Below are 14,251 nucleotides of genomic sequence, written 5' to 3' on the forward strand. Positions count from 1 at the left end.
AAAGGGGCGAATGGGATGGATAAACTAGTGTTTAAACATTTAGAGATGACAAGAGGGTATTTTTTAAAAAATGTAGTATTAGTCTCTCAGGAAATAGCAAATGTACAGCCTGAAGGTTTTAACAACACAATCCATTGGAACGTTGGACATGTATTAACGGTTGCTGAACAGCTAATGTTAGGCTTACCCGACAAAACGACTCATCTTCCGGTCAACTATATCGAATTATTTGGGAATGGTACAAAACCTGCTGATTGGAAAGGAGATGTACCTACCCTAGATGAGCTAATCATCGAACTGAAGGAACAGTCGGTTCGGCTTCAGCAAATTCCTGCTGAGCTGTTAAATGAAAAATTGGAAAAGCCATTTTTGGGACTTGAAACCTTTGGAGAATTAACCGGTATGGTGATCATGCACGAAGCAAACCATTTGGGAATAATTCAATCGATGATGCGCGTCATTGAACATTCAGAAGTAAAGAACTAATAAATAATGCAGAAGTTTTACAAAAGGAGTCATTCTCTTAGGAGATGGCTCCTTATTCTTTTTTTATAATCGCTTTCTTTTCCATTTTCGGTGATTCATGCAAAATTGGTAAGACAGGAAGAAAAAGGTATGAAAAGAAAAAAGAAGGAGACTATAACAAAATAGAAAAAACGAGACCGATTTATTCGGACATTTTAAACTTGGAGTGTTGTAAGAAAATGAATAGTGCGTGGAAACGGTTAACTAAAATTCATAAAAAAGGAAAACAAACACCCCAATATAAGGAAACAGAAGAAAACTTACCTCAAAAGGAAATCAGTCTTCATTTAGATATAAATCTTAAAAATATAAAGGAAGTATTAGGGAACAGCGGTGACTTATCTGTTCGTGAATTCAAAATGGGAAAACCTACCCTTCATAAGGTTGCTCTTTTGTATATCAATGGATTATCAGATAAGCAAATCATTGGCAATTCTATTATAGAAAGAATGATGGGTAACGTTAACAATACTGAAAGTGTTGATCCTGAGTCACCGAGTCAATTATTTACCTACATTAAAGAAAATATTTTAACTGTCGCAACAGTTAAAGACGAAACAGATTTTAACAAGCTGCTTAATTCTCTCTTATCAGGGCAAACCATCCTTTTAATTGATGGCTTAAAAAAAGCCCTTAGCTGTTCTGCAGAAGGCGGGGAGATACGGGCGATTACAGAACCTACGTCAGAACCCGCTGTTCGGGGGCCAAAGGATAGCTTTACGGAATCCCTTATTACCAATACAGCCATGGTTCGCCGCAGAATTAAAAGCCCTAATCTATGGGTTGAAAAGATGAAGCTCGGGAAGGTAACACAAACAGATGTAGCTATTATGTACGTCAAAGGGATTGTCAATGACAAGCTTCTTAACGAAGTCAAAGAGCGGATAGGTAAGATAGAAGTAGATGAGATTACTGGCTCCAATACAATTGAAGAGTGGATTAATGACGATACATGGACACCTTGGCCGACTATTTTTATAACGGAACGCCCGGATGTAGTAGCCGGAAATTTAATGGAAGGCCGGGTTGCTATTTTTGTTGACGGAACACCGATTCCTTTAATTTTACCAGCGGTTTGGAGCCAGTTTTTTCAGACCGCCGAAGATTATTATACACGTTGGAATATAGCCAGCTTTTTAAGACTCCTAAGAGTTGGTGCATTCTTAATCACCCTTCTTGGACCGTCTCTTTTTATTGCGTTTCTTACGTATCACCCGGAATTGATTCCAACTCCTTTATTAATTAACTTGATGTCACAGCGGCAAGGAGTTCCATTTCCGGTATTTATAGAGGCTGTATTAATGGAACTTACATTTGAGGTATTGCGGGAGGCAGGTGTTCGGATGCCGCGTCCGGTTGGTCAGGCGGTTTCCATCGTTGGCGCACTCGTATTGGGGGAAGCAGCTGTTTCGGCGGGAATTGTATCAAGTGCCATGGTCATTGTAGTGGCTGGAACGGCAATCTCAAGTTTTACCATCCCCCATCATACGATGCTGGATGCCGTCCGTTTACTTCGGTTTCTGATGATGATTTTGGCCGCTTCTTTCGGTCTTTATGGAGTTGGGCTCGGTGTCATTATGTTAGTCGCACATACTGCCAGCGTGCGCTCTTTTGGTATTCCATACTTGACTCCCTTTGCTCCGCTTATTTTTGCTGATTGGAAAGATACGATCTTTCGTAATCCAAAGACATTTTTGTCAACACGTCCTCGATTAATTAACCAAAAGAAAATAAAGAGGACAGGTGATGCTCAGAATCTTGGTCCATCACAGAGGGAAAGCCAGCTAAAGGATAATGAATCAAAGAGGGATTCTAATGAAACTTAGACCATTTATCATGCTTATACTGATCTTATCCATTGTATTGCTGTCAGGCTGTTGGGATCGTAAAGAATTACAGGACATTGACCTCGTAAGCGCTATCGGAATTGATGACGGCGGCGATGATGTAGAAAACAGATATAGCGTCACCGTCCAAGTTATAAATGAAGGACAAATAGCCGGTGGACAACAACAAGGAGGGAAAGGAGAAATTTCTCCTGTTACGACCAATACGTCTACAGGGAGTACCGTTCAGGAATCACTCCGAAAAATTGCCCCAAAGCTTCCACAGGAACTTTTTTTCCCTCATGTCCAATTAATGGTGATTGGAGAGAAGCTGGCGAGAGAAAAAGGCATTCAAGACTTGTTTGACTGGCTTGAGCGTAATTCAGAATTTCGTACTCTTTTTCCGATATTGGTCGTAAGAGGTGATACAGCAAAAAGTGCTCTCGAAATCATGACAGCTTTAGAACCAATTCCTTCAGCAAAAATTATTGGCGGCTTGGAATCCACTCAAAAAACATGGGGAGAGTATGCAAGCAGCCGTGCCGATCAAGTCATTCAACAATTAGGAGGAGAAGCGGCACATTTAACGGGGGTTGAAATTATCGGAAACCCAGAACAAGGGGAAAAGTTAACAAACGTTCAACAAATAAATCCACAAGCAGAACTGCAAATAAGAGGACTTGCTATTTTTAAAAAGGGGAAACTCAAAAAATGGTTAGATGAGGATGCGGCACGAGGTGCGAACTGGGTAAATAATGAACTGGCCAAAACCTCTTTGAATCTAGATTGTAAAGAGAAAAAAAAGGGGGTTGCCGTTGATATGATGCGCACCAAAACAAAAATAAAAGCAACTATTAAAAATAAAAAACCTGTTATCCATGTCTCAATTCGGTCTGAAGCTCACATCTCGGAAGTCCATTGTCCAATTGATCTTGGGAAATATACATTCTTTGAAAAACTTGAAAAGCAATTAGAGAAGGAAATAAAAGAGGAGGTGAAGATGGCCGTAGAAGCTGCCAAAGAAGAAGAAAGCGATATTTTTAGATTTGGGGAGTATGTCAACCGCGAGGACCCAAAATTGTGGAAGGAAATGAAGAAAAAATGGAATGATGAAGTCTTTCCTGAGACAGAAGTCAAGGTAGATGTATTAGCATTTATTCGGAGGTCAGGCCTGAGGACAAAGCCATATATTAAATAATTGGTTATCTATAATTAGATAGCCTTATCTGTTAAGAGTACTTTCTTTTTAAAGAAAACGCCATCTATGGGAGCTGGAAATTTGAAATTCTTTTAACTAAGGACCCCTTTTCTTAAGTTTGATGCATCGACTGTCATTCTACAGGAAAGGTGGACTTTTTATACTGTTTTTTGATTTTTTGGTTAATCGTTACACCGAAAATGAGAGTCAAGTCATAACAAGTAATGAAGGGAGGATTTAAGACGATGGAGAAAGCAAAAGTCAGCGCCATTCAACTTTTTGCCATGATGTTTATATTTGAGCTTGGCAGTGCGCTTGTCGTAAGTCTTGGCATCGATGCTAAAAAAGATGCTTGGCTTGCTGTTCTTTTAGGACTGTGTGGCGGAATCGTCTTATTTTTTATTTACTACTACTTATTTCGTCAATATCCTAACCTTCCGTTTACTGGGTATGCGAGAAAAATATTTGGAAAATACCTGGGATGGATCATTGGCTTGTTATACGTTGTCTACTTCATGTACGCTGCTTCCCGGAATTTACGTGACTTCGGTGATTTGCTGCTTTCATCGACCATGACAGAAACTCCGTTACTGGCGATCAATATTTTGATGGTCCTAACCATTTGCTACGTCCTATATTTAGGGGTAGAAGTTATAGGGAGAACAGCTGAAGTATTCATTGTCATTTTGATCATTTTTGGATTTACAGGAAATCTCTTCGTATATTTTTCAGGTAATATTGATTTTAATCATTTGCAGCCGTTTTTAGAAAATGGCTGGAAACCGATCTTAACGACAGCCTTTCCGTTGGTTACTTACTTCCCTTTTTCGGAAATGTTTGTGTTTACCATGCTGCTTCCCTATTTAAATCAAACTAAATTAGTTAACAAAGTTTGGCTGTCTGCCTTGATTTCAAGTGGCCTTATATTAAGTTATACAACAAGTTTAAATATCGCAGTCCTGAGTGTTGAAGAAGTAGAGAGAACTACGTTTCCTCTGTTATCAACGATTAGAAAAGTCAACCTTTTTGAGTTTCTCCAACGGTTGGATGCTCTTGTTGTCTTTACCTTTCTCATTACAATGTTTTTCAAAATAGCCATCTATTTTTATGGTGCTGTAATTGGAATAGCCGATTTGTTCAAGTTAAAAAAATATCAACACAGCCTTTTACCAGCCGGGGTAATCCTTACCTTTTTATCCATGACGATTGCTTCGGATTTTTCCGAACATATTCAAGAAGGACATGATATTACATCATATTACATTCATATTCCTTTCCATATCATCATTCCGCTGTTCATGCTGGTTATTACCTTCATTCGCAAGCGTTTCAAGAATAAAGTTCACTAGAACCGCTTGCTTATCTGCTATTTGTATGAGGATGACGATATGTCTCAAAACAAGTAAAGAAAGGGTGCTTCATGATCATGGAAAAAGCGAAAATTAGTACCATCCAACTATTTGCCATGATGTTTATGTTTGACTTGGGGACTACCCTGGTTGTAAGTTATGGAATAGGTGCCAAAAAAGACGCCTGGCTAGCGATTCTATTAGGAATGGCCGGAGGAATGGTCTTATTTTTTATTTATTACTCATTGTTTCGTCAATATCCAGGTATGCCACTTACCGGATTTGCTAGAAAAATATTTGGCAAATACTTAGGGTGGATCATTGGTTTGTTATATATTCTATACTTTTTATACATGGCTGCCCGACTTTTGCGTGACTTTGGTGATTTGCTGCTCTCATCGACCATGACAGAAACACCGTTATTACCTCTCAATATCCTGATGATCCTTGCCATTTGTTATGTAGTTTATCAAGGGATTGAAGTAGTAGGGAGAACAGCCGAAGTATTTATCGTTATTTTGATCTTTTTTGGATTTACAGGAAATCTCTTAGTAGTTTTATCAGGTAATGTGGATATTCATAATTTACAACCGTTTTTGGAAAATGGCTGGAAACCGATCTTAACGACAGCTTTCCCATTAATTACTTCTTTCCCTTTCGGAGAAATGTTTGTCTTTAGCATGCTGCTCCCCTATTTAAATCAATTTAAATTGGTTAAAAAGGTTTGGCTGTCTGCCTTGATTTCGTGTGGCCTTATACTAAGTTATACAGCAAGTTTAAATACCGCAGTACTAAGTGTTGAAGTCGTTGAGAGATCTACCTTTCCTTTGTTTTCAACGATCGGAAAGGTCAATATTTTTGAGTTTATCCAACGACTCGATGCCCTTGTTGTCTTTACCTTTCTGATTACAGTATTTTTTAAAGTATCGATATTTTTTTATAGTGCATTAATCGGAATGACCGATTTGTTCAAATTAAAAAACTATCAACAAATTGTTTTACCAACTGGAGTTATTATCATGTTTATCTCAATGGCGATGGCATCGGATTATGCTGAACATATTGAAGAAGGCCTGATAGTTACGATCCGTTACCTGCACATTCCTTTCCTGATCATCATGCCCTTGATCATGCTGGTTATTTCTATCATTCGAAATCGTTTCAAGAATAAAGCTAGCTAGACCCTTTTTGTTTGTTCGTTTTATTTTTTTTGATGACGAAGATTAATTGAGCGATTGTAATGAGCAAAAAAAATAATAACATAACATTCTCTCCAGCATCCATTACCCAAAATGGGTTTAGTAAATGGGTTGCCGCTCGAGAGAATTTAAAGCCTAAAAGAATGTCCATTGCTAAACTGAGTGAAATAGATAATAAAAAAATGAGTACAAATGCACCAATCACTTTCATGGTATTCCCCCTAATTGTAGAAGTGTAAAGATAGTATTTGTCACAAGGAAACATTTTAATAATAAATCTATGAACCACATTAATTGAACGTACATAGCTTTGAACCTACACAATCCCTCTCTAATTTTCCTCCTAAGCAAATATTTCCGGTCCCTTTAATATTATATTTTTTATTAGGAAGTATTTTTTCAAAAAAACCTATTTACATTGACGTTACGTGAAGGTGTATAGTGATGTTGTCAGGAGGTGATCACATGGAATATACAGTGCAGAAACTAGGGAAAATGGCGGGGATTAGCACTAGGACTCTGCGTTATTATGATGAGATTGATATTCTTAAGCCGGCAAGAATCAATTCATCAGGATATCGTATATATGGGCAAGCAGAGGTCGACAGGCTTCAGCAGATTCTTTTTTACAGAGAGCTTGGTGTCAGCTTAAATAATATTAAAAAAATTGTAACTGATCCGTCTTTTAACAGCGTAAATGCACTGAAGGAACATCGTGAAAAGCTTCTTTCAAAACGGAAACAACTAGATACGTTAATAGCCAATGTTGATAAAACAATAGCTTTAACAGAAGGGAGAATGACGATGACTGATAAAGAAAAGTTTGAAGGCTTTAAGCAAAAAATGATAGAGGACAATGAAAAAAAATATGGCAAAGAGATTAGAGAAAAGTATGGGGATGAACAAGTCGACAAGTCCAATCAAAAACTCAAAAATATGACTGAGGAGCAATTTGCTGAAGTTGAGCAATTAGCTGCTGATGTGATTACGACACTTAAACAAGCGTTTGCAACTGGTGACCCAGCAGGTGAATTAGCTCAAAAAACGGCAGACCTCCATCGCAGGTGGTTATGCTTTTATTGGGACAGTTACAGCAAAGAAGCTCACGCAGGGCTTGCACAAATGTATGTAGATGATGAAAGATTTACAGCATATTATGACAAGGAGCAACCTGGTGGAGCAGAATTTTTAAGAGATGCGATTCACATTTATACAGGAATAAAAAAAAAATGAAAACGCGCGGGTATCCCATAATACTGGTTTTGGGATACTCTTTTTACTGTTATTTCGATGGTAAACCAATTCTATGATCCGGTTTTGGACTTTTGAGCTTTACAAAGATGAACTACCAAGTCATCAACATCGATAAACAACCAACATTCGTATTCAGCAGCCAAGTTATCATCAGGAATTTTAGTAAAAGTTGTTAAAATTGAAGTGAAATTGTACTGGGAATTCAGTATCAACAGAGAGAATTGCACGGCTATTACAAGAACTAGCAATGATAATAAGTGTGTCCAATAGTTAAATTCCTATAGATGTTCTGAGAAGATTAAATGATAAACAAATCGGAAATGCTATTGTGAAAGTTGCCCAATTCTTCACTTTAATCTATTATTAACAAATATAGAATTTTATATTTTCAACTAGAAAAGAGGCGAGAAATTTGGAAAATGCACTATTTGATAAATTTGACCGCCCCTTAAGGGATTTACGTATATCCGTTACTGACCGTTGCAATTTCAGGTGCGGGTACTGTATGCCTGAAGAAATTTTCGGACCAGATTTCAATTTTTTGTCCTCTGACAAAATTTTATCTTTCGATGAAATCGAAAGACTGGCAGATATTTTTGTCACGTTAGGAGTTAAAAAATTGCGTATTACCGGGGGAGAACCTTTGTTAAGGAGGAATCTTCCAGACCTAATTTATCGATTAAAGCAAATTGATGGGGTAGAAGATATAGGGTTAACAACAAATGGGTCTCTGCTTAAAAAATTTGCTGCTGATTTATTTAAGGCTGGCTTATCACGGGTAACTGTAAGTCTAGACTCGTTAGATGAGGAACGATTTGCATTGATGAATGGAAATAGGGGCAATGTAAAACAGGTTCTTGATGGAATTGAGGCTGCAGCACAAGCAGGTATGAACGTTAAAATAAATATGGTTGTTCAAAAAGGGAAAAATGATCAGGACGTTCTGCCGATGGCCAAATACTTTAAAGAAAAAAAGCATATTCTTCGCTTTATTGAATATATGGATGTGGGAAACTCAAATGGTTGGCGGCTTGATGATGTTTTTTCAAAACAGGATATTTTAAATAAAATTGGAAAAACGATGCCGCTTGAACAAATTGAGCCCAATTATACTGGTGAAGTGGCAACCAGGTATCGTTATCAATACAGTGATCAGGAAATTGGCATCATTTCCTCTGTAACTGATTCATTTTGTTCAACATGCTCGAGAGCAAGGATTTCTGCTGAAGGAAAGCTATATACATGTTTGTTTGCTGCAAAAGGCTTTGATCTGCGGGAGCTCCTTCGTTCAGGAGAAAGTTCTCACTCCATTGCTGCTGCAATTAAGGAAATTTGGAGCAGCCGTGTTGACCGTTACTCAGATGACCGGAAAAGCAATACAAAATCTGGGGAGGCTCCAAAGGTTGAAATGTCCCATATTGGGGGATAGGGATGCAATATGAATTATGACTGATTTCTCAACATTTATTTCGATCTATTTGACTGGATAAAGGGGGTTATTCGGCCAATTTCGAAGTTTATCCAGCCAAATCAAAGGATGATTCGGCAATCCGGAATTAGATCTAATCAAAAAACTGCTGACTTTAGCAGTTTTTTGATTAAGCAGCTGATTATCTACCTGTAAAAATCTCCATTTTTTCCACCTGTTTTTTGAACCAAATATGTTTCTTTTATCACCATCGCTTTATCTACTGCTTTACACATATCATAAAAGGTGAGGGAGGCTGCGGATACGGCAGTTAAGGCTTCCATTTCTACTCCCGTATTTCCGCTGCACTTTACCATTGCTTGGATGATTAAATCATACCCGGCCTCTGTTTTTTTATATTCGAAAGAAAAGTCTGTACCTTGAAGCAGAATGGGGTGGCACATTGGGATTATATCTGATGTTTTTTTGGCTGCCATGATTCCTGCAATTTGTGCAACTTGGAGCGGGTCACCTTTTTTTATCAGCCCTTTTTGGATGCTTTCGTATAATTCATTGGATAATTCGATCTTGGATTGTGCAATAGCTGTACGTGTTGTGCTGTCTTTCTGAGAGATATCTACCATTTTAGGTCTTCCCTCTTCATTCCAATGTGTAAACCTGCTCATAATAAATCCTCCTTGTATTAATGCCAATCCTCTTTATAGTTAATATTAATAAAAATATTTTCATCCCTTGAGAATGGTACAGTACGTACATTAAGTTCATTCAGTAATACACGCAGGCTTCTTTTGTTAGATGATAGGGTTTGTTTCATTTTAGATAGGCTTCGGCGATGATATAGGGCCAAAAGCGGCTGATCCCTGCCTGATTGTGTTGGTAAAATTACGTCAAAGGAATGTGTTCCTTTAGCGATAGCTATAATCTCTCTCACAAAACAAGAAGTAACAAAAGGGATATCACACGAAAGAACAAAAAACCATTCCGCCTTTTGTTCATTTGAGATGACATTATAGAGAGCAAATAATGGACCTTGATGAGCCTCTAGTTCGTTTTCTATGATATAGTGGACATCTGTTCTCTTAAAGCAGGGGCGCAGCTCACTATTAGTTGAAATAATGATTGGAGAAAGCCTATTTTCCCTCAGTGCATCGACACTGTACTCATATAAATGCTTTCCTTTATATGTTTCAAACATCTTTGGCGTTCCATACCTGGAGGATTTTCCTCCAGCTAGGACGATCCCGGCTATTGACATATGAAATTCAGCTCCTAATCTTTAGATGAAGCGGTGAGATGTGTTGTAATCAGGCCAAGAAAAAGGAATTGCCCTTGTAGAAACACCTAAACGACTGTTCTGTATATTCGCTATCCGTTATACTAAATATAAAACTAAACTTACCATTTACAATTCACGCCTTAGGGATAAAAAAATTAATATACATAAAAAAGCAAGCGAGATATTCTTGTGCGTAATAGACTTATCATAACATTTTTATCGGCTTGACACAGCTAATTATTAGACTTTGAAAGCTGAAATAATAGTATTTTAAAACAAAAAAGTCTACTTTCTTGTTATGAAATAATAAAGGAGGAAAAAATGTGGTAGAAAAAAGAAAACCAATTCCTGTAGGAGAAGCTGTACGAAAAGTAATGGAGTACGCAAGGCCAGGGTTAAAGGAAATGGTCCCGCTTGAATGTGCGTATGGACGATTTTTAGCAGAAGATTTAGCAGCTGATCATGAGGTCCCGTCTTTTGACCGCTCACCATATGATGGCTTTGCGATAAGAGCGGAAGACACCCTCCAGGCAAGCTCTGAAAATCCTGCCACATTCGAAGTAGTTGGTGTGATAGGCGCAGGCTCAGTATTTACAGAGACGGTAGGTCCTTATCAAGCTGTTCGAATCATGACAGGAGCTCAAATTCCTCAAGATTGCGACGCAGTTGTCATGCTTGAACTAACCAATGAGCGGCGGGATCACAAAAAAACATACATCGAAATTAAACGTATGTTTAAAAAAGGAGACAATATATCCTTTCAAGGTGAAGACGTTCGTAAAGGGGAAATTCTAGCAAAACGGGGAACATACATTAGCCCTGGTATAACAGCACTTCTCGCAACGTTCGGATACAATGAGGTACCAGTCGCTAAAAAACCAGTTATCGGTGTCCTTGCAACTGGCAGCGAGCTTCTTGATGTAAATGAACCGCTGGAAGCTGGGAAAATTCGCAACAGCAATGCTTATATGATTCTATCCCAAATTCAAAGAGCAGGGGGAGAACCGGTATACTTTGGAAAGCTTAATGACGACTTGGAAAGCTGTATATCAGCAGTTGCAAATGCCTTAAGCAAAGTGGATATGTTAATTACTACTGGAGGCGTTTCTGTAGGCGATTTTGATTATTTGCCAGCTATTTATGAACATCTTGGAGCGTCTGTCCTTTTTAACAAAGTGGCTATGAGACCAGGTAGTGTAACGACAGTCGCACGATATGAACATAAATTATTATTCGGCTTGTCAGGTAATCCATCTGCTTGTTACGTTGGCTTCGAGTTATTTGTCCATCCAGCAGTACGAACTTATTCATTTAATGATAAACCGCATTTGTTGAAAGAGGAGGCAATATTAGAGGAAGATTTTCCAAAACCAAATCCATTTACCAGGTTTGTACGAGCCAACCTTTCCTATTTTGATGGCCGGTTAATTGTAAAACCTTCAGGATTCGATAAATCCAGTGCGGTTTCTTCGCTGGCGGAAGCTAACGCACTTATTGTCCTCCCTGGGGGAACGAGAGGCTATGCAAAAGGTATGACTGTGGATGTTCTTTTATTAGAAGATAATCGGGGAAGTGAATGGCCTTGGGAGAACATTGTTCCATCCTACAAATAGTAGGATTTCAAAACAGTGGAAAGACAACATTAATGGAGAAATTAATAGCAAGAGCAGCAAAGGAAGGTTTGAAAGTTGCAACGATTAAGCATCATGGGCATGGCGGAACACCAGTTAACGAGCTAACTTCTAAAGACAGCTTACGGCATCAACAGGCAGGAGCCGCAATAACTGGGGTAGAAGGAGATGGGGTCCTTCAGATATGTGCCAAACGTAATAATTGGCAACTTGATGAAATCATCAAATTTTATCAATCCTTTGCTGTAGATATTATTTTGATTGAGGGGTATAAACAAGAAAACTACCAAAAAGCAGTTCTGATTCGAAATAAATGTGATCTCTCTCTGCTAGATTCATTAACCAATATAGTCTGTGTCAATTGCTGGCGAGAGGTTCCAACAGAAAAAATAACGGAACGGCAATATCCGATTTTTCATTTAGATGAAGATAAGAAGATCATTGACTTTTTAATTAGTAAAGTGAGGGAGCAGCGTGGAAAAAACACTATTTGAAATTGTGGACTCTCCTATTTCGATAGAAAATGTTACAAGCAAGGTAGTACGGAGGGAGGCAGGAGCTATAACCACATTCATTGGAACAGTAAGAGAGTTTACAAAAGGGAGGAAAACGCTCTATCTCGAATATCAAGCCTATGAATCAATGGCTGTTAAAATGCTTTCTCAAATTGGAGATGAAATAACTCAAAAATGGCCAGATGCCAAAACCGCGATCACACATCGTGTTGGCAGACTTGATATTTCCGATATAGCGGTGGTGATAGCTGTTTCATCTCCGCATCGAAAAACAGCATACGAAGCGAATGAGTTTGCAATTGAACGAATTAAACAAATTGTTCCCATTTGGAAAAAAGAGTACTGGGAAGACGGAACAATGTGGATTGGCGATCAGCTTGAAAAAACATTCTATCCAGAAGGTAAACCAAGGAGATGAAAAAATGATAACTGTCTTACTATTTGCCCATTTACGAGAGGAAATCGGATCTGACAAATTATTGATAGAGGAATCAGGGATAACAATTCATCAATTAAAAGAGCTGCTCTATAAAAATTATCAGTTGGCATCTCTAAAAACTGTTATGACAGCTATAAATGAAAGTTTTGCAACAGAAGAAGATATCGTAAAAGATGGAGACACAGTTGCCTTTATTCCGCCTGTAAGCGGCGGGTAATAGATTGGAAAATGTCCTGAATAGCCTGCTATTCATCCTTTCAAATAAATGAATTTAAAGGGACCTGCCGACAAAAACACACAGATTAGATGATAAACATTATATGAAAAAAATCCTGCTTTTCTAGCTAAAAAGAAAAAGCAGGATTTTTTATCTGTTAAGGGGGTACGTCCGAGATAAATCCAAAAACCGCCATATGTAAATACTAAATCATACCAATGATTTTATCCCTTATCCAGTTCTGATAATCTCCTATACAAAGCTGATTTAAAGGTAACGTCATGAAAATGCGGTTACAACGTTAAGGAAATTCAAATATTAAAAAGCCCAATTTCGCAGTATTAAAGTTGTAAAATTGGACTTTTTTCATTACTATAGTGATAGGTAAGCCTTTGACGTTATCGCCAGCTTTTCCCCCACTTCACACCGTACGGGCGAGTTTCCCCGCATACGGCGTTCCAACTAATCCAACTCATTCAATATTTTTATGTATATGCAAAGATGAAATGTAGAATCAGATTACTTCGTTCAGACATTGCTTGCGCAATTTATTAACTTCAGTAAGTTGCTTCGCATTTAACTTGAGTGAGTTAAGAAGCACTTGTATTTTCTCTCGATTTCTCATATGAATAAGGCGGTGAAAAGATTCATGCATTATCATTAAATTCCCATATGAATCATCTTTTGTAAGACGGTATGGTGTTTTGTGATGGCAATGCCAATCATCCAGCCCTAATTCAATTCCTGTAATGGCACATCTTCCGTATTGTGCGATAAAACGGCTAATACGATTATCGTTGTATTCAATGGAACGGCTTGGTATAAATTGTTTCATCACATGTGTGAGCGTTTGTTTATTAATAGCTCGCAAGTTTTGATGAATTTTATTTCTACCTACGGTAGTATAATTACAGATAGATTGAGAGAAGTTTAGATTAACCTTACAACGTTGGGCATGAATTGGGACGAGTACCATTTCTTTTATTTTATAAAGATTACATTCATATCCCTTATAACGTTTCTGTAAGGATTTTGTGAAGTCTTGAAACGTAGCTTCTTTTCTCATTTCTTTTAAACGATTGTATAATGCTTTATTAAGACGATTGTTCAGCTTATTTAAGTCTATCGTTATGTGTGACGCTGCTGCGTAATAATTCTGTATACCCATTATGACCATATTAAATCGCCAAACATTTTCGACTGTTTGGTGTTTCTGAATTACCTTTATAGCTTGTTTTATCTTTGTTTGCGCATTTCTAAGTGCCTTTTTTGTCATATGTGAGCGAACTACATAAAGTGTTCTTTTCTTCGTCCTCTTTAGATGTGCTTTAAGGCAGAAACCTAAGAACTCTGATGAGTTCTTCTTTAAGTTGACAACCTTCGATTTTTCTTC

General features: G+C 37.9%; 14 protein-coding genes and 1 pseudogene. 11 read left to right on the top strand and 4 right to left on the bottom strand.

The genetic code is table 11. The features are described 5' to 3' along the window. Nucleotides 1-15 precede the first annotated feature (15 nt). The 5 genes from IC621_RS16165 to IC621_RS16185 all read left to right on the top strand — a co-directional run bounded on the left by IC621_RS16165 (nt 16) and on the right by IC621_RS16185 (nt 6,079). Nucleotides 16-486 (top strand): DinB family protein, encoded by a 471-nt coding sequence (locus IC621_RS16165; RefSeq protein WP_191159362.1) that lies wholly within the window; start codon nt 16-18, stop codon nt 484-486. Between the two features lie 218 nt (nt 487-704). Further along, nucleotides 705-2,351, top strand: coding sequence for a spore germination protein (locus IC621_RS16170; RefSeq protein ID WP_191159363.1), 1,647 nt, complete (start codon nt 705-707; stop codon nt 2,349-2,351). Then, entirely contained in the window at nt 2,341-3,549 is a 1,209-nt protein-coding gene (locus IC621_RS16175; protein ID WP_191159364.1) for a Ger(x)C family spore germination protein, read from the top strand. Before IC621_RS16170 ends, IC621_RS16175 begins: the two co-directional genes overlap by 11 nt. A 245-nt stretch (nt 3,550-3,794) precedes the next feature. Continuing rightward, a complete protein-coding gene (locus tag IC621_RS16180; protein WP_191159365.1) occupies nt 3,795-4,898 on the top strand; it encodes a GerAB/ArcD/ProY family transporter in 1,104 nt (367 codons plus the stop codon). Nucleotides 4,899-4,975: 77 nt separating this feature from the next. After that, on the top strand, nt 4,976-6,079 hold the full coding sequence (locus IC621_RS16185) for a GerAB/ArcD/ProY family transporter (RefSeq protein ID WP_191159366.1): 1,104 nt from the start codon (nt 4,976-4,978) through the stop codon (nt 6,077-6,079). On the opposite strand, the gene IC621_RS16190 is transcribed toward IC621_RS16185, so the two are convergent. After that, nucleotides 6,072-6,308 carry a hypothetical protein gene (locus IC621_RS16190; RefSeq protein ID WP_191159367.1) on the bottom strand — a complete coding sequence of 79 codons (237 nt, stop codon included), beginning with the start codon at nt 6,306-6,308 and terminating at the stop codon, nt 6,072-6,074. The two genes, IC621_RS16185 and IC621_RS16190, sit on opposite strands and share 8 nt — an antisense overlap. A 254-nt stretch (nt 6,309-6,562) precedes the next feature. Between IC621_RS16190 and IC621_RS16195 the strand changes: the two genes are divergently transcribed. Then, a complete protein-coding gene (locus IC621_RS16195) occupies nt 6,563-7,330 on the top strand; it encodes a MerR family transcriptional regulator (protein ID WP_191159368.1) in 768 nt (255 codons plus the stop codon). 433 nt (nt 7,331-7,763) lie between these two features. Beyond that, entirely contained in the window at nt 7,764-8,780 is a 1,017-nt protein-coding gene (moaA, locus tag IC621_RS16200) for a GTP 3',8-cyclase MoaA (protein WP_191159369.1), read from the top strand. A 185-nt stretch (nt 8,781-8,965) separates the two neighbouring features. On the opposite strand, the gene moaC is transcribed toward moaA, so the two are convergent. Beyond that, the gene (gene moaC, locus IC621_RS16205) at nt 8,966-9,445 is read right to left on the bottom strand and encodes a cyclic pyranopterin monophosphate synthase MoaC (protein WP_191159370.1); all 480 of its coding nucleotides are present in this window, start codon (nt 9,443-9,445) and stop codon (nt 8,966-8,968) included. Nucleotides 9,446-9,462: 17 nt separating this feature from the next. Then, nucleotides 9,463-10,035 carry a molybdenum cofactor guanylyltransferase gene (locus IC621_RS16210; RefSeq protein ID WP_191159371.1) on the bottom strand — a complete coding sequence of 191 codons (573 nt, stop codon included), beginning with the start codon at nt 10,033-10,035 and terminating at the stop codon, nt 9,463-9,465. Nucleotides 10,036-10,379: 344 nt separating this feature from the next. Here IC621_RS16210 and IC621_RS16215 point away from each other — a divergent pair, with 344 nt between their 5' ends. From IC621_RS16215 to moaD, 4 genes are read left to right on the top strand one after another with little or no spacing between them, the layout of a single operon-like run. Then, complete coding sequence (locus IC621_RS16215) at nt 10,380-11,669, top strand: molybdopterin molybdotransferase MoeA (protein ID WP_191159372.1); 1,290 nt, start codon at nt 10,380-10,382, stop codon at nt 11,667-11,669. Continuing rightward, nucleotides 11,633-12,181 (top strand): molybdopterin-guanine dinucleotide biosynthesis protein B, encoded by a 549-nt coding sequence (gene mobB, locus IC621_RS16220; protein WP_191159373.1) that lies wholly within the window; start codon nt 11,633-11,635, stop codon nt 12,179-12,181. Before IC621_RS16215 ends, mobB begins: the two co-directional genes overlap by 37 nt. Next, nucleotides 12,162-12,620 carry a molybdenum cofactor biosynthesis protein MoaE gene (locus IC621_RS16225; RefSeq protein ID WP_191159374.1) on the top strand — a complete coding sequence of 153 codons (459 nt, stop codon included), beginning with the start codon at nt 12,162-12,164 and terminating at the stop codon, nt 12,618-12,620. Before mobB ends, IC621_RS16225 begins: the two co-directional genes overlap by 20 nt. 4 nt (nt 12,621-12,624) lie before the next feature. Beyond that, nucleotides 12,625-12,858, top strand: coding sequence for a molybdopterin converting factor subunit 1 (gene moaD / locus IC621_RS16230; protein WP_191159375.1), 234 nt, complete (start codon nt 12,625-12,627; stop codon nt 12,856-12,858). Nucleotides 12,859-13,372: 514 nt separating this feature from the next. Here moaD and IC621_RS16235 read toward each other — a convergent pair. Next, nucleotides 13,373-14,251 (bottom strand): annotated as a pseudogene (locus IC621_RS16235) (HNH endonuclease); the annotation flags it as partial.

The organism is Metabacillus arenae (genome assembly GCF_014773385.1).
In the GTDB taxonomy this organism is placed as follows: domain Bacteria; phylum Bacillota; class Bacilli; order Bacillales; family Bacillaceae; genus Metabacillus_D; species Metabacillus_D arenae.